Source organism: Amycolatopsis sp. cmx-8-4 (assembly GCF_046548675.1).
Classification (GTDB): Bacteria; Actinomycetota; Actinomycetes; order Mycobacteriales; family Pseudonocardiaceae; genus Amycolatopsis.
The window spans coordinates 226,271-249,396 of record NZ_JAEBDZ010000002.1 but is presented as its reverse complement, the minus strand read 5'-3'; the positions used below and the strand labels follow the sequence as shown (position 1 = coordinate 249,396).

General features: G+C 73.7%; 1 protein-coding gene (cut by a window edge). It reads left to right on the top strand.

Annotated elements, in window-relative coordinates:
- Window positions 1-23,126, top strand: partial view of a type I polyketide synthase gene (locus ACLJQZ_RS04300; protein ID WP_410618706.1) — the 3' portion only. 24,439 nt of this gene lie to the left of the window's left edge; only the last 23,126 of its 47,565 coding nucleotides appear in the window; the start codon falls outside the window, past its left edge; it ends in the stop codon at window positions 23,124-23,126.

The window sequence follows — 23,126 nt, the reverse complement described above, 5'->3', positions numbered from 1 at the left end:
ACGGGCACCCGGTGCTGGCGGTCGTGCGTGGCAGCGCGATCAACCAGGACGGTGCGTCCAACGGCCTGACCGCACCGAACGGTCCGTCGCAGCAACGGGTGATCCGGCAGGCCTTGGCCAACGCGGGTCTCGCACCGTCCGATGTGGACGTCGTCGAGGCGCACGGGACCGGGACGTCGCTGGGCGACCCGATCGAGGCGCAGGCGCTGCTCGCGACCTACGGCGCCGAGCGCACCGGCGACCCGCTGTGGCTCGGCTCGCTCAAGTCGAACATCGGCCACAGCCAGGCGGCCGCGGGTGTCGGCGGCGTGATCAAGATGGTCATGGCGCTGCGCAGCGGCGAACTGCCCAAGACCCTGCACGCCGACGAGCCGTCGCCGCACGTCGACTGGGCGTCGGGTGCGGTCGAGCTGCTGACCGAGGCGCGGGCCTGGCCGGTGACCGGACGGGCGCGCCGCGCGGCGGTGTCGTCCTTCGGGTTCAGCGGCACCAACGCCCACGCGATCATCGAGCAGGCCCCGGAACCCGCGCCGAAGCCGCAGGTCCCGGCGCCGGAGGTGGTCCCGCTGGTGCTGTCGGCGAAGTCGCCGGCCGCGCTGACCGAGCAGGCCGCGCGGCTGCGCGAGCACCTGACGGCCGGGTTCGAACCGGTGGACGTCGCGGCCTCGCTGCACATCCGCACCCGGTTCGAGCACCGGGCGGTGATCACCGGCGCCGACCGTGACGGGCTGCTCGACGGCCTGACCACGACCGAAGCCGTCGAGGCAGGATCGGGCGGGACGGCGTTCTTGTTCACCGGCCAGGGCAGCCAGCGGCTCGGCATGGGCCACGAGCTGTACGAGACCTACCCGGTGTTCGCGGCAGCCTTCGACGCGATCCGCGCCGAGTTCGACCTGGACCTCGACAGCACGGAGATCGACCGGACGCAGTACACCCAGGCGACCTTGTTCGCCCTGGAAGTCGCGTTGTTCCGGCTCTACGAGTCGTGGGGTCTGCGGCCGGACGTGCTGGTCGGCCACTCGATCGGCGAGCTGGCGGCCGCGCACGTCGCGGGAGTGCTCTCGCTGGCCGACGCGGTAACCCTGGTGTCGGCGCGTGGCCGGCTCATGCAGGCGCTGCCGGATGGCGGCGCGATGGTGGCGATCCAGGCGTCCGAAGCCGAGGTTTCGGTATATCTGTCTGACCGTGTGACCTTCACTGCGCCGAACGGTCTGGCCCCGACGGTATATCCGTCAGACGGTACGACCGTTGGTACGCCGAGTGATCTGGCCCCGACGGTATATCCGTCTGACCGTGTAACCATCGCTAAGCCGAGTGACCTGGCCTCGACGGTATATCGGTCAGACCGTGTGACCATTGCCGCGCTGAACGGCCCGGACTCGACGGTCATCTCCGGCGACGAGGGTGCTGTTCTGGCCGTCGCGGCGTACTTCGCCGACCTGGGCCGGAAGACCAAGCAGCTCACGGTTAGCCACGCGTTCCACTCTCCGCTGATGGACCCAATGCTGGACGAGTTCCGCGGTATAGCGGAGTCTCTGACATACGGTCAGTCGGTTATACCGATCGTTTCGAACGTGACCGGCGACCTGGTGACCGAGTTCGATGCGGATTACTGGGTGCGACACGTCCGGGAAGCCGTCCGCTTCCTCGACGGCGTCCGCATGGCCGCAGCCCGGGGCGTCACGACGTTCGTCGAGCTGGGCCCCGACGGCGTGCTGTCCGCGCTCGGCCAGGAGATCGTCCCCGAGGCGACCTTCGTCCCGGCCCTGCGCAAGGGCCGGCCGGAGGCACTGACCGCCGTCACCGCGCTCGGGGCGGCCCACGCCCACGGCGCCGACGTCGACTGGGCCGCCGTCCTCGGCGGCGCCGGGCAGCACGTCGACCTGCCGACCTACGCCTTCCAGCGCGAGCTGTACTGGCCGAAGCCGGGCACCCGCACCGGCGATCTGACCGCGGCCGGCCTCGGCGCGGCGGACCACCCGCTGCTGGGCGCGGCCGTCGCCCGGGCCGACGACGGCGGCTTCCTGCTCACCGGGCGGCTCTCGCTCAAGACCCACCCGTGGCTGGCCGAACACACCGTGCGCGACGTCGTCGTGCTGCCCGGGACGGCCTTCGCCGACCTGGCGCTGCACGCCGGCGAACCGGCCGGCTGCGACCGCGTCGAGGAACTGGTCCTCGAGGCACCGCTGGTCATCCCGGCCGATGGCGTAGTCGTGCAGGTCTCGCTCGGTGCCGAAGACGAGTCGGGCCACCGCCCGCTCGTCGTGCACTCCCGCATCGGCGACGCGCCCTGGGTGCGCCACGCCACCGGTGAGCTGGCGCCCGGCGCAGGCGCCGCGACGCCGTTCGCGGCCGAGTGGCCGCCGTCCGGTGCCGCACCGGTCGACGTCTCCGCGCTCTACGAAGGCCTGCTGGCCGGCGGCCTCGGTTACGGCCCGGTGTTCCAGGGCCTGACCACGGCCTGGCGGCGGGACGGCGAGGTGTTCGCCGAGGTCACGCTGCCGGACGACGCCGACGTCACCGGGTTCGGCCTGCACCCGGCGCTGTTCGACGCGGCCCTGCACGGGGTCGGGCTCGGCGCGTTCGTCGAGGACACCGGGACGGCGAGGCTGCCGTTCAGCTGGACCGGCATCGAGCTGCACGCCACCGGCGCCCGCACGCTGCGGGTCCGCTTGGCGGCCGCGGGCACCGACGCGGTGTCCGTGCACGCCGCCGACACCGCCGGCAAGCCGGTGCTGTCGGTCGAAGCGCTTTCCCTGCGCCCGGTGTCGGGCCTCCCGGTCGACGACGTCGTTCGCCAGTCGCTGTACACAGTGGACTGGACGGCCGTCGCCGTGCCCGCCGAGACCGACCCGGACACCCCGGTTCTGCTGGCGCCAAGCGGTGAAACGCCGGACGAGGTCCGCGCCGCGGTACACCTCGTGCTCGACGCGCTCCAGCGACAGTCCGATCCGGACAGCCGGCTGGCCGTCGTCACCCGCGGCGCGGCCGCGGTGCTGGACGGCGACAACCCGGACCTCGCCGGTGCCGCCGTGTGGGGCCTGGTCCGCGCGGCCCAGGCCGAGCAGCCCGGCCGGTTCACGCTGATCGACCTCGACGCGACGGCTGACCTCGCCGAGCTGCCGGGGATCCTCACCTCCGGTGAACCGCAGCTCGCCGTCCGCGGCGGAGCCGTGCTCGCGCCCCGGCTGGCCCGGGCCGCGGTCGCGGACCACGAACCCACGACGTTCGACGGAACAGTGCTGGTCACCGGCGCGACGGGCGCGCTCGGCGCGGTCTTCGCCCGCCGGCTCGCCGAACGCGGCGCGCGGCACCTGCTGCTGGTCAGCCGGTCCGCCACCGCGGACTCGCTGGCCGACCTGACCGCCAAACTCACCGGGCTCGGTGCGGACGTGACCGTCGCGGCCTGCGACGTCGCGGACCGGGACGCCCTGGCCGCGCTGCTGGCCGAGCACCCGGTGACCGGCGTGGTGCACGCGGCCGGCGTCCTCGACGACGGCGTGCTGGCGTCGCTCACCCCCGAACGCGTCGACGCCGTGCTGCGGCCGAAGGTCGACGCCGCGTGGAACCTCCACGAGCTGGCCGGCGACGCGTCCCTGTTCGTGCTGTTCTCCTCGGCTTCCGGGGTGTTCGGCGGCGCGGGCCAGGGAAGCTACTCGGCCGCGAACGCCTACCTGGACGCGCTGGCGCACCGCCGGCACGCGGCCGGGCAGGCCGCGACCTCGCTCGCGTGGGGCCTGTGGGCCGGCGCCGACAGCATGGCCGCGGACCTGGCCGAGGCCGACCTGCGGCGGATGTCCGCCGCCGGGATCGGCGCACTGTCCACGGAGGACGGTCTGACGCTGTTCGACGCGGCACTGTCCACAGGGGACGCCGTGCTGGTACCGGTGCGGCTGGACCTGGCCGCGGTCCGGGCCCGGGGCGCGGTGCCGTCGTTGCTGCGGGGGCTGGTGCCCGCGCCGAAGCGGCGGGCGGCGGTCTCGACCGTCACCGCGTCGCTGGAGCAACGACTCGGTGCCCTCGACCCGGCCGAGCGCGAACGGGCGCTGTCCGACCTGGTCCGTACCGAGGTCGCGCAGGTGCTCGCGTTCGCCTCGGCGGACGCGGTCGGCGCCGCACGGACGTTCACCGAACTCGGCTTCGACTCGCTGACCGCGATCGAGCTGCGCAACAAACTGCACACGGCGACCGGCCTGCGGCTGCCCGCCACGCTGATCTTCGACTACCCGACGCCGGACGCGCTCGCCGCGTACCTCGCGGGCGAACTGTTCGGAGTGGACGGTCCCGCCGAGTTCGAGGCCATTGTCGCCGCGGACGAGCCGATCGCGATCGTCGCGATGAGCTGCCGGTTCCCCGGCGGCGTCACGACCCCGGAAGAGCTGTGGGACCTGGTCGCCGGGGGCGTGGACGGCATGACGCCGTTCCCCGCCGACCGCGGCTGGGACGTCGAAGGGCTGTACCACCCGGACCCCGACCACGTCGGCACGAGCTACGCCCGCGAGGGCGGGTTCCTGCGTGACGCGGCGAACTTCGACCCCGAGTTCTTCGGCATCTCGCCGCGTGAAGCGGTGACGATGGACCCGCAGCACCGCTTGCTGCTGGAGACGTCGTGGGAGGCCATCGAACGGGCCGGCATCGCGCCGGAAGCGTTGCGCGGCAGCCGGACCGGCGTGTTCGCCGGGATCATGTACCACGACTACGCCAACCTCCTGGAGGCCGCGCCGGAGGACTACGTCGGCCACCTCGGCACCGGCAACGCGGGCAGCGTCGCCTCCGGCCGCGTGTCCTACACCTTCGGGCTCGAAGGCCCGGCGGTGACCATCGACACCGCGTGCTCGTCGTCGCTGGTCGCCCTGCACTGGGCGGTCCAGGCGCTGCGCCACGGCGAGTGCACGATGGCTCTCGCGGGTGGCGCCACGGTGATGGCCACGCCGGGCGCGTTCCTGGAATTCTCGCGTCAGCGCGGGCTTTCGGCGGACGGCCGGTGCAAGGCGTTCTCCGCCGACGCCGACGGCACGGGCTGGTCCGAAGGCGCCGGCATGATCCTGCTGGAGCGCCTCTCCGACGCCCAGCGCAACGGCCACCCCGTGCTGGCGGTCGTGCGCGGCAGCGCGATCAACCAGGACGGCGCGTCCAACGGCCTGACCGCGCCGAACGGCCCGTCGCAGCAACGCGTGATCCGGCAGGCACTGGCCGATGCCGGTCTGTCCACTTCGGACGTCGACGCGGTCGAGGCGCACGGCACGGGGACGTCGCTGGGCGACCCGATCGAGGCGCAGGCGCTGCTGGCGACCTACGGCGCCGAGCGCGCGGGTGACCCGCTGTGGCTGGGCTCGCTCAAGTCGAACATCGGTCACAGCCAGGCGGCCGCCGGTGTCGGCGGCGTGATCAAGATGGTGCAGGCGCTGCGCAACGGCGTCCTGCCGAAGACGCTGCACGTCACCGAGCCGTCGCCGCACGTCGACTGGGCCTCCGGCGCGGTCGAGCTGCTGACCGAGACGCGGGACTGGCCGGTCACCGGCCGGACCCGCCGGGCGGGCGTGTCGTCGTTCGGGTTCAGCGGCACCAACGCCCACGTGATCATCGAGCAGGCCCCGGAACGCGCCCCGCTGACGGTCGAGGCTCCGGCCGTCGCTCCGCTGGTCTTCTCGGCGCGGACGCCGGAAGCCTTGCGGGAACAGGCCGAACGTCTGCGCGCGGCGCTGACCACAGTGGACGTCGCCGAGCTGGGTTCGGCGCTCGTTACCCGGCGCTCGCTGTTCGAGCACCGCGCGGTCGTCCTCGACCCGGCCGGTCTGGAAGGGCTCGCCGGTGCCGTCACCGGTGAAGTCACCGACGGCGGCACGGCGTTCCTCTTCACCGGCCAGGGCAGCCAGCGGGCCGGCATGGGCCGCGAGCTGTACGAGACTTTCCCGGTGTTCGCGGCGGCGTTCGACGCGGTGCGGGCGGAGTTCGACTTCGACCTCGACGGCGGTGACGTCGACGAGACGCAGTACGCCCAGGCGAACCTGTTCGCGCTGGAAGTGGCGTTGTTCCGGCTCTTCGAGCACTTCGGCGTCACGCCCGGCTCGCTGTCCGGGCACTCGATCGGCGAGCTGGCGGCCGCCCACGCGGCCGGGGTGTTCTCGCTGGCCGACGCGGTGCGGCTGGTCTCCGCCCGGGGCCGTCTCATGCAGGCGCTCCCGGCCGGCGGGGCGATGGTCGCGATCCAGGCCACCGAGGCCGAGATCACGCCTCACCTGTCGGACCGGGTGGCCATCGCCGCGCTCAACGGTGACGAGTCCACAGTGGTCTCCGGTGACGAAGATGCCGTGCTGGCCGTCGCGGAACAGTTCAAGGACCGCAAGACCAAGCGGCTCACGGTGAGCCATGCGTTCCACTCGTCCCACATGGACGCGATGCTGGACGACTTCCGCGCCGTCGCCGAGACGGTGACCTACCACGAGCCGCGGATCCCCCTGGTCACCACCGGTGGGACGGCCGAGCCGACCACGCCGGACTACTGGGTCGGCCAGGTCCGCAACGCGGTCCGGTTCACCGACGCGATCCGGACGCTGGACGCCGCTGGTGTCACGACGTTCGTCGAGCTGGGCCCGGACGGCGTGCTGTCCGCGCTCGGCCGCGAGCTGCTGCCGGACGCGACCTTCGCGCCCGCGCTGCGCAAGGGCCGGTCCGAGCCGGACACCCTGGTCACGGCGCTGGCCGAGGCGCACGTCCACGGAACGACCGTGGACTGGACGGCCCTGTACCCGGTGGCCGCGCAGGTCGACCTGCCGACCTACCCGTTCCAGCGCGTGCGGTACTGGCCGCGGCCGGGCAACGCCACGGGCGACGCCGCCGGTCTCGGCCTGGGCGCGGCGGAGCACCCGCTGCTGGGCGCGGCCGTGAGCCGCGCCGACGGTGACGGGTTCCTGCTCACCGGCCGGCTGTCGACGCAAACTCACCCGTGGCTGGCCGAGCACGCGGTGGGCGGCGCGATCCTCGTGCCGGGCACGGCGTTCGTCGAGCTCGCGGTGCGCGCGGCCGACCTCGCCGGGTGCCGCCAGGTCGAGGAGCTGACCATCGAGGCACCGCTGGTGCTCCCGGAGCGCGGCGCGGTGCAGATCCAGGTGTGGGTCGGCGCGGCGGACGCGGCCGGGCGTCGCGAGCTGACGCTGTACTCGCGGGCCGAGGACGTGGCCGACCTGCCGTGGACCCGCAACGCCGGCGGTCTCATCGCGGCCGACGCCCCCGCGGTCCCCGAGTCGCTCGCCGAATGGCCGCCCGCCGCGCAGCCGGTCGACGTCGGCACGCGGTACGACGACCTGGCCGCCGCCGGCTTCGGCTACGGCCCGGCGTTCCAGGGCCTGACCGCGGCCTGGCAGCGTGCCGGCGAGGTGTTCGCCGAGGTCAGCCTGCCCGAGGACGTCGAGGTCACTGGTTTCGGTGTGCACCCGGCGCTGCTCGACGCGGCCCTGCACGCGGTCGGTCTCGGCGACCTGCTCGACGACGACCGGGCGCGCCTGCCGTTCTCGTGGGCGGGTGTCGGCCTGCACGCCGAAGGCGCCCGCACACTGCGGGTCCGGCTGGCGAAGGCCGGTCCGGACGCGGTGTCGCTGACCGCAGCCGACGAGTCCGGCGCGGCCGTGGTGTCGGCCGAGTCGCTGGTGCTGCGCCCGATGGCGGTGGAGGACCTCGCGAAGCGGCCCGAGTCGCTGTTCCGGATCGACCAGTTGGAGGTCCTCAGTGGACAGTCCACAGCAGACTGGGAGGTGTACGACCAAGCCGGCACCGGTGACACGCCGGACGACGTCCGCGCGGCCACCCACCGCGTCCTGGCCGTCCTGCAGGACTGGCTGACCAAGCCGGAAGACGCGCGGCTCGCGGTTGTCACGCGGGGCGACAGCCTCGCCGCGGCCGCGATGCACGGCCTGGTCCGCTCGGCCCGCACCGAACACCCGGACCGGTTCGCGCTGGTCGCCCTCGACGCCGAGGCCGGCCCCGAGGACCTGCGCGCCGCGCTGACGTCCGGCGAGCCCGAGGTGACGGTCCGCGACGGCAAGCTCTACGCGCCGCGGCTGGCGCGGGCGACAGTGTCCGCACCGGCGTTCACCACCGACGGCACGGTCCTGCTCACCGGCGGCACCGGCGCGCTCGGCGCCGCCGTGGCGGAGTACCTGGTCACCGAGTGCGGAGTGCGGCGGCTGGTCCTGACCAGCCGGCGTGGCCCGGACGCTCCAGGCGCCGCAGAACTGCGGAACGCCCTGGTCAGCGCCGGTGCCGAGGTCGACGTCGTGGCCTGCGACGCGGCCGACCGCGACGCCTTGGCCGCGCTGCTGGCCGGGATCACCGACCTCAAGGCCGTGGTGCACGCGGCCGGCGTCCTCGACGACGGTGTGCTGTCGTCGCTGACGCCCGAGCGTCTCGACGCGGTGCTGCGGCCGAAGGTCGACGCCGCGTGGAACCTCCACGAGCTGACCTCGGACCTCGACGCGTTCGTGCTGTTCTCCTCCGCGGCCGGCGTGTTCGGCGGCGCGGGGCAGGGCAACTACGCCGCCGCAAACGCTTTCCTTGACGCCCTGGCCACCCAGCGCCGAGCGGCCGGGCTGCCCGCGACGTCGCTCGCTTGGGGCCTGTGGGCGACCGGCACGAGCATGGCCGGGCATTTGGGTGACACGGACCTGGGCCGCCTCGCCGGCGCGGGTGTCGCCGCACTGTCCACCGAGGACGGTCTCGCGCTGTTCGGCGCCGGTCTGTCCGCGGAGGACGCCGTGCTGGTGCCGATCCGGCTGGACCTCGCCGCCGTGCGGGCGTCCGGCCAGGTGCCGCCGCTGCTGCGCGGCCTCGTGACCGCCCCGCTCCGGCGGACCGCGGTCGCCGTGACCGGCTCGCAGCTGAGCCAGGATGGGATCCTCGACCTCGTGCGCGGCGAAGTCGCGACGGTGCTCGGGTTCGCCTCGGCCGCCGCCGTCGGCGCGACCCGGGCCTTCACCGAGCTCGGTTTCGACTCGTTGACCGCGATCGAGCTGCGTAACCGGCTCAACGCGGCCACCGGGCTGCGGCTGCCCGCGACGCTGATCTTCGACCACCCGACGCCGTCGGCGCTGGCCGAAGAGATCGTCGGACGCCTGTTCGGTTCCGAAGAGCAGGCCGTCGCGGAAGTGACCACAAGGGCCGACGAGCCGATCGCCATCGTGGCGATGAGCTGCCGCTTCCCGGGCGGTATCACCAGCCCCGAGCAGCTGTGGGCGCTGGTCGAGTCCGAACAGGACGCGATCGGCCCGATGCCCGCGGACCGCGGCTGGGACCTCGACGCGCTGTACGACCCCGACTCCACGCGGCCGGGCACGAGCTACACCCGCCACGGCGGATTCCTGCGCGACGTCACCGAGTTCGACCCCGAGTTCTTCGGGATCAGCCCGCGTGAAGCCCTGGCCATGGACCCGCAGCAGCGGATGCTGCTGGAGACGTCGTGGGAGGTCTTCGAACGGGCCGGGATCCCGGCGGAGTCAATTCGCGGCAGCCGGACCGGTGTGTTCGCCGGCCTGATGTACCACGACTACGTCAGCCTTCTCGAGCGATCGAAGGACGACGTCGCCGGGCACCTCGGCACCGGCAACTCGGGCAGCGTCGTCACCGGGCGGCTGTCCTACCACTTCGGACTCGAGGGCCCGGCGGTCACTGTGGACACCGCGTGCTCGTCTTCGCTGGTGGCGCTGCACCTCGCCGCACAGGCCCTGCGCAACGGCGAGTGCACGATGGCTCTGGCCGGCGGCGTCACGGTGATGTCGACGCCCGCCGCGTTCATCGAGTTCAGCAAGCAGCGCGGGCTTTCCCCGGACGGCCGCTGCAAGGCGTTCTCCGCGGACGCCGACGGCACCGGCTGGGCCGAAGGCGCCGGCATGATCCTGCTGGAGCGGCTGTCCGACGCCCAGCGCAACGGGCACCCGGTGCTCGCCGTCGTGCGCGGTACCGCGATCAACCAGGACGGCGCGTCCAACGGCCTGACCGCGCCGAACGGCCCGTCGCAGCAACGCGTGATCCGTCAAGCCCTCGCCGACGCCGGTCTGTCCACTTCGGACGTCGACGTTGTCGAGGCGCACGGCACCGGGACGTCGCTGGGCGACCCGATCGAGGCGCAGGCACTGCTGGCCACGTACGGCGCCGACCGCGCCGGCGACCCGCTGTGGCTCGGCTCGCTGAAGTCGAACATCGGCCACAGCCAGGCCGCGGCCGGCGTCGGCGGGATCATCAAGATGGTCATGGCGATGCGGCACGGCACGCTGCCGAAGACGCTGCACGTCTCCGAGCCGTCGGGGCACATCGACTGGACCGCGGGCGCGGTGGAACTGCTCACCGAGGCCCGGCCCTGGCCGTCGGTGGATCGGCCGCGCCGCGCGGCGGTGTCGTCGTTCGGGTTCAGCGGCACCAACGCGCACACGATCATCGAGCAGGCACCGGCCTCTGCAGAGGTGCCCGCGGGCGAGGACGTCCTGGCTCCGCTGGTGCTCTCGGCGAAGACCGCCGACGGCGTCCGCGCCCAGGCAGGCCGGCTGCTGGAACTGTTCGAAGTGGACCCTCCGCGCATGACCGACGTGGCACTTTCGCTGATTCAGTGCCGCCACCGGATGGAGCACCGGAGCGTCCTGCTCGCGCGGGACGCCGACGAGGCCCGCACGGGTCTCGCCGCGCTGGCCGCGGGGGAGCCCGCCAACGCCGTGCACGGCCTGGCCGGCACGGGGAAGGTCGCGTTCGTCTTCCCCGGCCAGGGTTCGCAGTGGCCGCGGATGGCCGTCAAGCTGCTGGAGACCTCACCGGTCTTCGCTGCGCGGATGGCCGAATGCGCCGAGGCGCTGGCCCCGTTCGTCGACTGGTCGCTGCTCGACATCCTGCGCGCGGCGGAACCGCTGGAACGCGTCGACGTCGTCCAGCCCGCGCTGTGGGCGATGATGGTCTCGCTGGCTGCGGTCTGGCGCTACCACGGCGTCGAGCCGGCTGCGGTGGTCGGCCACTCACAGGGCGAGATCGCCGCGGCGGTCGTCGCAGGTGCACTGTCCCTTGAGGATGGTGCACTGGTGGTCGCGTTGCGCAGCAAGGCGATCCTCGCACTGGCCGGGCGCGGCGGCATGGTCTCCGTGCCGCTCCCGCCGGACGAGGTCGCCGTTTCCCTTGAGCCGTGGGGCGACCGGATCTCCATCGCGGTCGTCAACGGGCCGCGGGCGACCGTGGTCTCGGGCGACGCCGACGCCCTGGACGAGTTCCTCGCCCGCTGCGAGGAGCAGGAGATCCGGGCCAAGCGGATTCCGGTGGACTACGCGTCCCACTCGGCGCACGTCGCGTCCCTGGAAGCGGAACTGCTGGACGTGCTCGCCCCGGTGCGCCCGCGCCCGGCGGAGATCCCGTTCTACTCCACGGTGACCGGCTCGCCGGTCGCCGACTCGGGCCTCGACGCCGGGTACTGGTACCGGAACCTGCGCCAGACGGTGCGGTTCACCGACGCGATCGAGGCCCTGGCCGGCCACGGACACGACGTGTTCGTCGAGGTCAGCCCGCACCCGGTGGTCGCCACCGGGCTGCAGGACATCCTCGAGGACGCGGGTGTGCCCGCGACCGTCACCGGCACCTTGCGCCGGGACCAAGGTGGCTTCGCCCGCGTGCTCACCTCGCTCGCGCAGGCCCACACCGGCGGTGCGCGGGTGGCGTGGGACACCGTGTTCACGGGAGGCCGGCGGATCGATCTGCCGACCTACGCCTTCCAGCGCAGCCGCTTCTGGCCTGAGCTGGTCGACACCGTGACCACGGGTGACGGGTTCGCCGACAGCTCCTTCTGGGACGCCGTCGACAGCGACGATCCGGCCGCAGTCGCGGCCGCTTTGGAGATCGACGGCACCGACGAGGAGACACTGCGGGCCGCACTGCCCGTGTTGTCGACTTGGCGACGCAACCGCCGCGACAAGTCCACAGTGGACAAGTGGCGGTACCGGATCGCGTGGACTTCGCTGGACATCCAGGCCGCGCAGCTGGACGGCGATTGGCTGGTGCCGGTCCCGGCCGACGCACACGCCGAGATCGAGGCCGTCACCGCACTGCTGACCGCCCACGGCGCCCGGCCGCACGTGGTCCCGGTCGAACCGGGCACGTCGGCCGACGAGCTGGCTGCTCTGCTCTTGGCGGAATCGGGCGCCGCGGCCGACGCGCCGGATGCGTTTGCCGAGCCGCAGCAGTTCCGTGGAGTCCTGTCCCTGCTGGCACTCGACGAGCGGCCCGACCCCGAGCACCCCGTCGTCCCGGCCGGGCTCGCGCTGACCGCCGCACTGATCCGTGCACTGGACGGCGTCGCGGCTCCGCTGTGGCTCGCCACGCGTGGCGCCGTCTCGGCGGGCCGGTCCGACCGGCTGACCTCGGCCGTCCAGGCGCAGGTCTGGGGGCTCGGCCGGGTCGCCGGGCTGGAGCACCCCGAACGCTGGGGTGGCCTGCTCGACCTGCCGGAAGACCTCGACCCGCGGGCTTCGGCCCGGGTGGCCGCGGTGCTCGCCGGCACCACAGCCGAGGACCAGTTGGCGGTGCGCCCGTCCGGCGTCTTCGCCCGCCGTCTGGTGCGCGCCCCGCTGGCCGAGCGGCCGGCGATCACCGGCTGGACTCCGCGCGGCACGGTGCTCGTCACCGGCGGTACCGGCGCGGTCGGTGCGCAGATCGCGCGCTGGCTGGCTCGAAACGGCGCTGAGCACCTGGTGCTTACCAGCCGCCGTGGTCTCGATTCGCCTGGCGCACAAGAGCTGGTCGAGGAGCTGACCGGGCTTGGCGCCCAGGTCACCGTCGACCCGTGCGACGTCGCCGACTACGCGTCGGTGCGCCGGCTCACCGTCGAGCACCGGTTCACCGCTGTGCTGCACGCCGCGGGGGTCGGGATCTCGCCGCCGCTGGCCGAAACCGGCCCCGCCGACCTCGCGGTCAACGCGGCCGCGAAGGTCGCGGGCGCGGCCAACCTGGACCGCGCGCTGGCGGACGTCGAGCTGGACGCGTTTGTGCTCTTCTCCTCCAACGCCGGCGTCTGGGGCGGCGGCGGCCAGGGCGCGTACGCCGCGGCCAACGCCTTCCTCGACGCCTTCGCCGAGCAGCGCCGCGCCCGCGGCGCCCGGGCCACCTCGGTGGCGTGGGGCGCGTGGGCCGAGGGCGGCATGGCCGAAGGCGAAGCCGGCGAGCAGATGCGCCGGCGCGGGCTGCGGCCGATGACGCCGGACCTGGCGATCTCGGTGCTGCAGCAGGCTCTCGACGCGGACGAGACGTTCCTCGCGGTGGCCGATGTGGACTGGGCGAAGTTCGCACCCGCGTTCACCGCGCTGCGAGCGCGTCCGCTGATCGCCGATCTGCCTGAAGTGTCCGCTTTGGACGTCGAAACGACGGCAACAGTCCACAGCGGACTGGCCGGTCGACTCGCCGAACTGCCCGCGGCCGAACGCAAGCGCGTGCTGCTCGACCTGGTCCGCGCCGAGGCGGCCGCGGTGCTCGGTCACACCGGCACCGACGCCGTCCCGCCCGCGCGGGCGTTCCGCGAGCTGGGCTTCGACTCGGTGACGGCGGTCGAGGTCCGCACCCGGCTGGTCACGGCCACCGGGCTCAAGCTGCCCGCGACCCTGGTGTTCGACTACCCGACCCCCCTCGACCTGACCACGTTCCTGCTGGGCGAGCTGCTCGGCGCCGAGCCGGAGAAGGTCACCGCGGTCGTCACGACCGGGTCCGACGAGCCGATCGCGATCGTCGCGATGGGCTGCCGGTTCCCCGGCGGTGTCCGCTCGCCCGAGGACCTCTGGCGGCTGGTCGCGGCCGGTGACGACGCGATCGGGCCGTTCCCGGCCGACCGCGGCTGGGACCTGGACTCGCTGTACCACCCGGACCCGGAGCACGCGGGCACGACCTACACCAAGGAGGGCGGTTTCCTCCACGACGCAGGGGAGTTCGACCCCGGCCTGTTCGGCATCAGCCCGCGTGAGGCGCTGGCGATGGATCCGCAGCAGCGGTTGCTGCTGGAGACGTCGTGGGAGGTCTTCGAGCGCGCGGGCATCGACGTGCGGACCCTGCGCGGCACCCGGACCGGGGTGTTCCTCGGCGCGGCGGCCTCCGGGTACGGCGCGGGCGCCGGTGAGCTGCCCGACGGCGTCGAGGGCCACATGCTGACCGGCAACGTCGGCAGTGTCCTTTCCGGACGGCTGGCCTACTCCTACGGGCTCGAGGGTTCGGCGGTCACGCTCGACACCGCGTGCTCGTCGTCGTTGGTCGCGCTGCACTGGGCCGCGCAGGCCCTGCGGTCGGGCGAGTGCTCGATGGCCCTGGCCGGCGGCGTCGCCGTGATGGCCGACCCGGGCGGGTTCGTCGAGTTCGCCCGGCAGCGCGGCTTGGCCGCCGACGGCCGGTGCAAGCCCTTCGCCGAGGCGGCGGACGGCACCGGCTGGTCCGAAGGCGTCGGCCTGCTCCTGCTGGAGCGGCTGTCCGACGCCCGGCGCCACGGCCACCAGGTCCTGGCGGTCGTGCGGGGCTCCGCGGTGAACTCCGACGGCGCGTCCAACGGCCTCAGCGCCCCCAACGGCCCCGCACAGCAGAAGGTGATCCGCCAGGCGCTGGCCAACGCCGGACTGGCTGCTTCGGACGTCGATGTCGTGGAAGCGCACGGCACCGGCACCCGGCTCGGCGACCCGATCGAGGCCCAGGCGCTGCTGGCGACCTACGGCCGCGACCGGTCCGAGCCGCTGTGGCTGGGTTCGCTGAAGTCCAACATCGGGCACACGCAGTCCGCGGCCGGTGTCGCGGGCGTGATCAAGATGGTCCAGGCCATGCGGCACGGCGTGCTGCCGGCCAGCCTGCACGTCGACGAGCCGTCGACGCAGGTCGACTGGTCGGCCGGCGCGGTCGAGCTGCTGACCACCGCCCAGCCGTGGCCCGAGACCGGTGTACCGCGGCGGGCCGGGGTGTCCGCGTTCGGTGTCTCCGGGACCAACGCGCACGCGATCATCGAGGCCGTTCCCGCCGAGGAACCGGCCGACGTGGTCGAGTCGACGCTGCCGGTGCCGATCGTCCTTTCCGGACGGACGGCCGCCGCGCTGCGAGCCCAGGCGGCTTCGCTGGCCACCTCGGACACCCCGGACCTGGACGCCTTCGGGTACGCCCTGGCCACCACCCGGTCCGCGCTCGACCACCGCGCGGCGGTCCTGGCCACCGACCCCGACGGCCTGCGGGCGGCGCTGACCGCGCTGGCCGAGGACGTCACGGCACCCGGCGTGCTGCGTGGGGTCGCCCGCGACCGGGGCCAGCTGGCCTTCCTCTTCACCGGTCAGGGCAGTCAGCGGACCGGCATGGGCCGCGAGCTGTACGACGCGTTCCCGGTCTTCGCCGACGCGCTGGACGCGGTGTGCGCCGAGTTCGACGCGCACCTGGACCGTCCCCTTCGGACGGTGCTGTTCGAGGACGGCGAGCCCCTGGACCGGACCGGCTACACCCAGGCGGCCCTGTTCGCCCTGGAAGTGGCGTTGTTCCGGCTCTTCGAGCACTTCGGGTTCCAGCCGGACTTCCTGGCCGGGCACTCGATCGGCGAGCTGGCCGCGGCGCACGTCGCCGAGGTCCTGTCGCTGGCGGACGCCGTCACACTGGTCGCCGCACGCGGTCGTCTCATGCAGGCGCTTCCCGAGGGCGGCGCGATGGTGGCGATCCAGGCGACCGAGGCGGAGGTTTTGGTATATCTGTCAGACCGTGTGACCATCGCCGCGCTGAACAGCCCGGATTCGACGGTCGTCTCAGGTGACGAGGACGCCGTCCTCGCGATCGCCGTGCACTTCGCCGACCTGGGGCGGAAGACGAAGCGCCTCACGGTGAGCCACGCGTTCCACTCGCCGCTGATGGATCCGATGCTGGCGGAGTTCCGCGGTATAGCGGAGTCTCTGTCTTACGGTCAGTCGGTTATACCGATCGTCTCGAACGTCACCGGCGAGCTGGTGACGCGATTCGACGCCGACTACTGGGTGCGGCACGTGCGTGAGGCGGTGCGGTTCGCCGACGGCGTCCGGACGCTCGCCGCGAGCGGTGTCTCGGTGTTCGTCGAGCTGGGGCCGGACGGCGTGCTGTCGGCCATGGGCCAGGCGTGCGCCGACGGCGAGTTCGTCCCGGCCATGCGAGCCGGCCGGGCCGAGCCCGAGGCGCTGCTGACCGCGGTGCTCGGCGCGCACGTCCACGGCGTCGAACCGGACTGGGCCGCGGTGTTCGGCACCGCCGCCCGGCGCCGGGTCGAGCTGCCGACGTACCCCTTCCAGCGGCAGCGCTTCTGGCTGCAGACGGGCGCGGGCGGCGACGTCACGGCCGCCGGTCTCGGTGCCACCCGGCACCCGCTGCTGCGTGCGGCGGTGGCTCGGGCCGACGGGGACGGGTTCCTGCTCACCGGGCGCTTGTCCACGCAGCTCTTAAGCGGCGCGGCACCCGGTTCGGTGTTCGCCGAGCTGGTCTCGCGGGCCGCGGACGAGGCGGGCTGCGGGCTGGTCGAACGGCTGTCAGTCGACGCGCCGCTCGTGCTCCCCGAGCGCGGGGCGCTCCAGCTGCAGGTGTGGGTCGGCGAGCCGGACGGCTCCGGTTGCCGGGCCGTGACCGTCCACTCGCGACCGGAAGACGGCGGCGCGTGGATCAGGCACGCCGAAGGTGTGCTCGCGGTCGTGCTGCCCAAGATTCCCGAGTGGACGGACGAGGACGTCGTCGAGGTGTCGCTGCCCGAAGGCGTCGAGCCGGGGCGGTTCGGCCTGCACCCGGCGCTGCTCGACGCGGCGTTCGGCGGGCTGTCGCCGGTCGCCTGGTCGGGGTTCGCGCTGCACGCCTCGGGTGCCCGTGACCTGCGGGTTCGCCTGACCGACCTGGGTGACGACACCGTTTCGCTGCACGCGGTCGACGCCGAGGGCGTGGCCGTGGTTACCGCCGACGCGGTGACGCTGCGGCCGGCGGAGTCCGTGAAGACCGTCGACTCGCTGTTCCGGATCGACTGGGTGCCCGTCCAGGCAGGACTCACCGGCGAGCTGCCGGAGGTCTACCCGGTGCCCGCCGGCGAGTCGCCGGAGGACGTCCACCGGATCGTCGGTGACGTGCTCGCGAAGCTGCAGACCGGCGAGAACCTGGTCGTCGTGACGCAGGGTGCGGCCGGGCCGGACGCCGGTGCCGATCTCGCGGGTGCCGCGGTCTGGGGCCTGGTCCGTTCGGCGCAGTCCGAGCAGCCCGGCCGGTTCGTCCTGGTCGACACCGACGACACCGACGACACCGAGGCGGTGGCCGCGGCCGTCGGCACCGGGGAACCGCAGGTCGTCGCCCGCGACGGGGAACTGTTCGCACCGCGACTGGTGCGAGCGGCCGTCCCAGCCGAAGCGAAGACACTCGGCGAAGGCACGGTCCTGATCACCGGCGGCACCGGCGCCCTGGGCGCCGAGCTGGCGAAACACCTGGTCGCGACCCAGGGTGTGCGACGGCTGGTCCTGACCAGTCGTCGTGGCCCCGACGCGCCGGGCGCGGCCGAGCTGGTCGAAGAGCTGGTCGCCGCGGGCGCCGAGGTGGACGTCGTGGCCAGCGACGTCGCCGACCGCGAAGCCGCGGCGGACTTGCTCGACGGGATCGCCGACCTGACCGCCGTGGTGCACACCGCGGGCGTCCTCGACGACGGAATGCTGGCGTCCCTGACACCCGAGCGCGTCGCCACTGTGCTGCGGCCCAAGGTGGACGCGGCCTGGCACCTGCACGAGCTGACCGCCGACCGGGAGCTGACGGCGTTCGTCGTCTTCTCCTCGGCCGCCGGGGTGCTCGGCGGCGCCGGGCAGGCGAGCTACGCGGCGGCCAACGTGTTCCTCGACGCGCTGATGCAGCGACGCCGGAACACCGGGCGGCCCGGGACGTCGCTGGCCTGGGGCATGTGGTCCGGAGCCGGCAGCATGGCGGCCCGGCTCACCGCCGCTGACCTGCGGCGGATGACCGAAGCCGGGATCGGTGCCCTGTCCGTCGCGGACGGCATGGCGCTGTTCGACACGGCGGTGTCCACCAGCGACGCCGTGCTCGTGCCGATCAAGCTGGATCTGCCTGCCCTGCGGGCGAGCCTCACCGGTGAGGTGCCGCCGATGCTGCGCGGCCTGGTCACCGCCCAGCGTCGCCGGGCGGAAGTGTCCATAGTGGAACGCCCGAAGCGGCGCGACACCCGGGCGCTGCTCGACCTCGTCCGCGCCGAAGTGGCGGCCGTGCTCGGCTACCGCTCGGCCGCCGAGGTCGAACCGGACCTGCCGTTCCGCGAGCTCGGGTTCGACTCGCTGACCGCGGTCGAGCTGGCCAAGCGGGTCGGCGCGGCGACCGGGCAGACGCTGCCCTCGACGCTGGTGTTCGACTACCCGACGCCGGCCGTGCTCGCCGCACATCTGCGCGGCGACGAAGCGGACGACGTCATCACCCCCGCATCGAACGACGACGACCCGATCGCCATCGTCGCGATGAGCTGCCGCTTCCCCGGCGGCGTCACGACACCGGAAGAACTGTGGCAGCTGGTGGCCGACGGCTCGGACGCGATCACGCCGTTCCCGACGGATCGCGGCTGGGACCTGGACGCGCTCTACAACCCGGACCCCGACCACAGCGGCACGTGCTACATCCGCGAGGGCGGTTTCCTCGCCGGTGCGGGGGAGTTCGACCCGGCGTTCTTCGGGATCAGCCCGCGGGAAGCCCTCGCCATGGACCCGCAGCAGCGCTTGCTGCTCGAGATCACCTGGGAGGCGTTCGAACGGGCCGGGATCGACCCGCGCTCGGTGCGCGGCAGCCGGACCGGCGTGTTCGCCGGCACCAGCGGCCAGGACTACGGCACGCTGCTCGCCGGCACCGAGGAAGCCGAGGGCTACCTGGCCACCGGCACCGCGGCGAGCGTCGTCTCCGGCCGGCTGTCCTACACCTTCGGGCTCGAAGGCCCGGCGGTCACGATCGACACGGCGTGCTCGTCGTCGCTGGTGGCCCTGCACCTCGCGGCGCAGGCGCTGCGGGCCGGTGAGTGCTCGCTGGCGCTGGCGGGCGGCGTGATCGTCACGTCGACGCCGGGCGTGTTCGTCGAGTTCTCGCGGCAACGCGGGCTCGCGATGAACGGCCGCTGCAAGTCCTTCGCCGAGGCCGCCGATGGCACCGGCTGGGGCGAAGGCGCCGGAATGCTCGTGCTGGAAAGGCTTTCCGACGCCCAGCGCAACGGGCACCCGGTCCTCGCGGTGGTCCGCGGCAGCGCGGTCAACCAGGACGGCGCGTCCAACGGCCTGACCGCGCCGAACGGTCCCTCGCAGCAGCGGGTGATCCGCCAGGCCCTGGCCGCGGCCGGACTGTCCACTTCGGACGTCGACGCGGTCGAGGCGCACGGCACCGGCACGAAACTGGGCGACCCGATCGAGGCGCAGGCACTGCTGGCGACCTACGGCCAGGACCGGGAGACGCCGTTGCTGCTGGGCTCGCTGAAGTCCAACATCGGGCACACGCAGGCGGCCGCCGGCGTGGCCGGGGTGATGAAGATGGTCCTGGCCATGCAGCACGGGACGCTCCCGAAGACGCTGCACGTCGACGCACCGTCGTCCCAAGTGGACTGGACGGCGGGGGCGATCGAGCTGCTGACCGAGCCGCGCGAGTGGCCGGAGACCGGCCGTCCGCGCCGGGCCGGCGTCTCCTCGTTCGGCGTGAGCGGCACCAACGCGCACGTCGTCATCGAGCAGGCCCCGGCACCCGTGGTCCTGCCGGACGTGCAGGGCCCGGCCGTGGTCCCGGTCGTGCTCTCCGGCCACGACGCCGCCGCGCTCGCCGCGCAGGCGTCGAGGCTGCGCGAGCATGACGGCGAACCGGCGGAGCTGGCCTACGCGCTGGCCACCACCCGGTCCGTCTTCGAGCACCGTGCCGTGGTGCTCGCGAGTGATCGCGACGAGCTGCTCGCCGGGCTGGACGCGGTCGCGTCCGGCGGCTCGGCGGCGGGCGTCAGCAGCGGGACGGCACGGCCGGGCGGACTGGCGTTCGCCTTCTCCGGGCAGGGCAGCCAGCGGGCCGGCATGGGCCGCGAGTTGTACGACGCGTACCCGGTGTTCACCGCGGCGCTCGACGAGATCTGCGCCGCGTTCGACTCCCGGTTGGACAGTCCACTCAAGACGGTCATGTTCACCGAGAACGACCTGCTCGACCGCACGGTGTACACCCAGCCCGCGTTGTTCGCCCTGGAAGTGGCGCTCTTCCGGCTGCTGGCGAGCTGGGACGTCCGGCCGGACGTCCTGGTCGGCCACTCGATCGGCGAGCTGGCCGCGGCGCACGTCGCCGGGGTGCTCACCCTGGCCGACGCCGTCGAGCTGGTCGCCGCGCGCGGCCGGCTGATGCAGGAGCTGCCCTCGGGTGGCGCGATGGTCGCGGTCCAGGCATCCGAAGAGGAGGTCCTGCCGCTGCTGGCGGGCTTCGAGGACGTCGTCGGGATCGCGGCGGTCAACGGCCCGGCCGCGGTGGTCATCGCCGGCGACGAGGAGCCGGTGGCCGAGGTCGCGGCGCGGCTCGCCGCGCTGGGGCGCAAGACGAAGCGGCTGACCGTCAGCCACGCGTTCCACTCGCCGCGGATGGAGCCGATGCTGGCCGAGTTCGCCGCGATCGCGCAGCGGCTCGACTACCACGAGCCGACGGTGCCGCTGGTGTCCACCTTGACCGGTGCGCCGGTCACCGCGGAAGAGTTCCGCACGGCGGACTACTGGGTTCGCCACGTCCGCGCGGCGGTCCGGTTCGCCGACGGCATCCGCGCGGTGTTCGCCGCCGGAGTGTCCACTGTGGTCGAGCTCGGCCCGGACGGCGTGCTGACGGCGATGGCGCAGGACTGCGCCGCGGTCGACGGCGGCACGCCCGTGGTGGTGCCGGCGCTGCGACGCGGCCGTCCGGAGCCGGAGGCCCTGCTCACCGCGGTGGCCGCGGCTCACGTCAACGGCGTCGCCATGGACTGGGCGGCGCTGTTCACGCCGGGCCGGGTCGTCGCGCTGCCGACGTACCCGTTCCAGCGCGAGCGCTACTGGCCGGAACCGGTGGCCGCGCCCGCGCCGCGGGACGCCGCCGAGGACCGGTTCTGGGCGGCCGTCGAGCGCGAGGACGTCGACGAACTGGCCGGGACGCTCCCGGCGGGCGTCGACCGCGAGTCGCTCGGCACGCTCCTGCCGGTGCTGTCCGGCTGGCGGCGGCAACGCCGTGAACTGTCCACACTGGACGACTGGCGGTACCGGGTGTCGTGGACCGCGGTGGCCGAACCGGAGACACCGCTGTTCACCGGCGGCTGGCTGGTCGTCCTGCCCGAGACGGAAGCCGCGTGGTGCGGCCAGGTCGTCGAGGCGCTGCGGGCCCACGGTGCCGAGGTGCGCACGGTGCGCGGCACCGCGAACCTCGCGCAGGACGGCCTCCCGCTGGCCGGAGTGCTTTCGCTGCTGGCCGTGGACACCCGGCCGCACGCGGAGTACGGCATGGTCGCCACCGGCGTCGCGGGCACCCTGGAGCTGATCCAGGCGCTCGGCACGGCGGGGATCGATGCTCCACTGTGGACTGCCACGCGGGAGGCGGTGTACGGCGACCACGTCGACATCGCCGGCGCCGAGGTCTGGGGCCTGGGCCGGGTCGCGGCCCTGGAGCACCCGGACCGCTGGGGTGGCCTGATCGACCTGCCCGCGGTGCTGGACGAGCGCGTCGCCGGGCTCCTGGCGGGCGTGCTCGCCGGGGACGGCGCGGAGGATCAGCTCGCGGTGCGGGCCGACGGGGTCTTCGCCCGGCGGCTGGCGCGGGCACCGTTGCCCGCGACGCCGGCCGAGCCGTGGCAGCCACGCGGCACGGTGCTGGTCACCGGCGGCACCGGCGGTCTCGGCGCCCGGATGGCGCGGTGGCTGGCCGAGCACGGCGCCGAGCACCTGGTGCTGGTCAGCCGGCGTGGCCCGGCCGCGCCGGGGGCCGAAGAGCTGCGGGCCGAGCTGGTCGCGACCGGCGTCGAGGTCACCGTCGCCGCGTGCGACGTCGGGGATCGGGACGCGCTGGCCGCGTTGGTCGGCGGGCTGGGTTCCCCGGTGCGCGCGGTCGTGCACGCCGCGGGCGTCAGCCAGGGCACGCCGATCGCGGCGAGCAGCGTCGCGGAGTTCGCCTCCGTGGTGGACGCCAAGGTGACCGGCGCGCTCGCGCTGGACGAGCTGTTCGGCGAGCTGGACGCGTTCGTGCTGTTCTCGTCGGTCGCGGCGACCTGGGGTGGCAGCGGCCAGTCCGGGTACGCGGCGGCGAACGCGGCCCTGGACGCCCTGGCGCAGCGGCGGCGGGCGGCCGGGCTGGCCGCGACGTCGATCGCGTGGGGCCCGTGGGGTGGCGGCGGGATGGCGGCCGAGGGTGAGCACGAGGAGCAGCTGCGTCGCCGCGGCCTCCCGGCGCTCGACCCGGCCCTGGCCGTCGCGGCGCTGACCCAGGCCGTCGACCACGGCGAGGCGGCGGTCACGGTGGCCGACGTCGACTGGGCGAAGTTCGCGCCCGGCTTCACCGCGCTGCGGCCGAACGCGTTCATCGCGGACCTGCCGGAGGTGCGGGCGGTGCTGGCCGCGGAGGTCGCCGAAGAGGCCGACACGGGTTCGGAGCTGCGCGGCAAGCTCGCGGAGCTGGACGAGGCCGGCCGCCGGCGGACGCTGCTGGAGCTGGTCCGCACCGACGTCGCGCTGGTGCTCGGGCACCGCGGCACGGCCGCGGTCGCGCCGGACCGGGCGTTCACCGAGCTGGGCTTCGACTCGCTGACGGCGGTCGAGCTCCGCAACCGGCTGACCGCCGGGACCGGGCTGAAGCTGGCCGCGTCGCTGGTGTTCGACTACCCGACCCCGCAGGACCTGGCCGCGCACCTGGGCCGGGAGCTGGGCGGCGAGGACGGCGTCGCGTCGGTGTTCGGCGAACTGGACCGGCTGGAGGCCGTGCTGTCGGCGGCCGCCACGGACGAGCTGACCCGCGCCAAGGTCAAGGTCCGCGTCCAGGCCCTGCTGGCCAAGTGGGAGAACGAGGAGGCCGTGGTCGAGGACAGCCCGGCGGGCGTCTTCGACGGCGCGTCCGACGAAGAGCTCTTCGAGTTCATCAACAAGGACCTCGGCCGCTCCTGA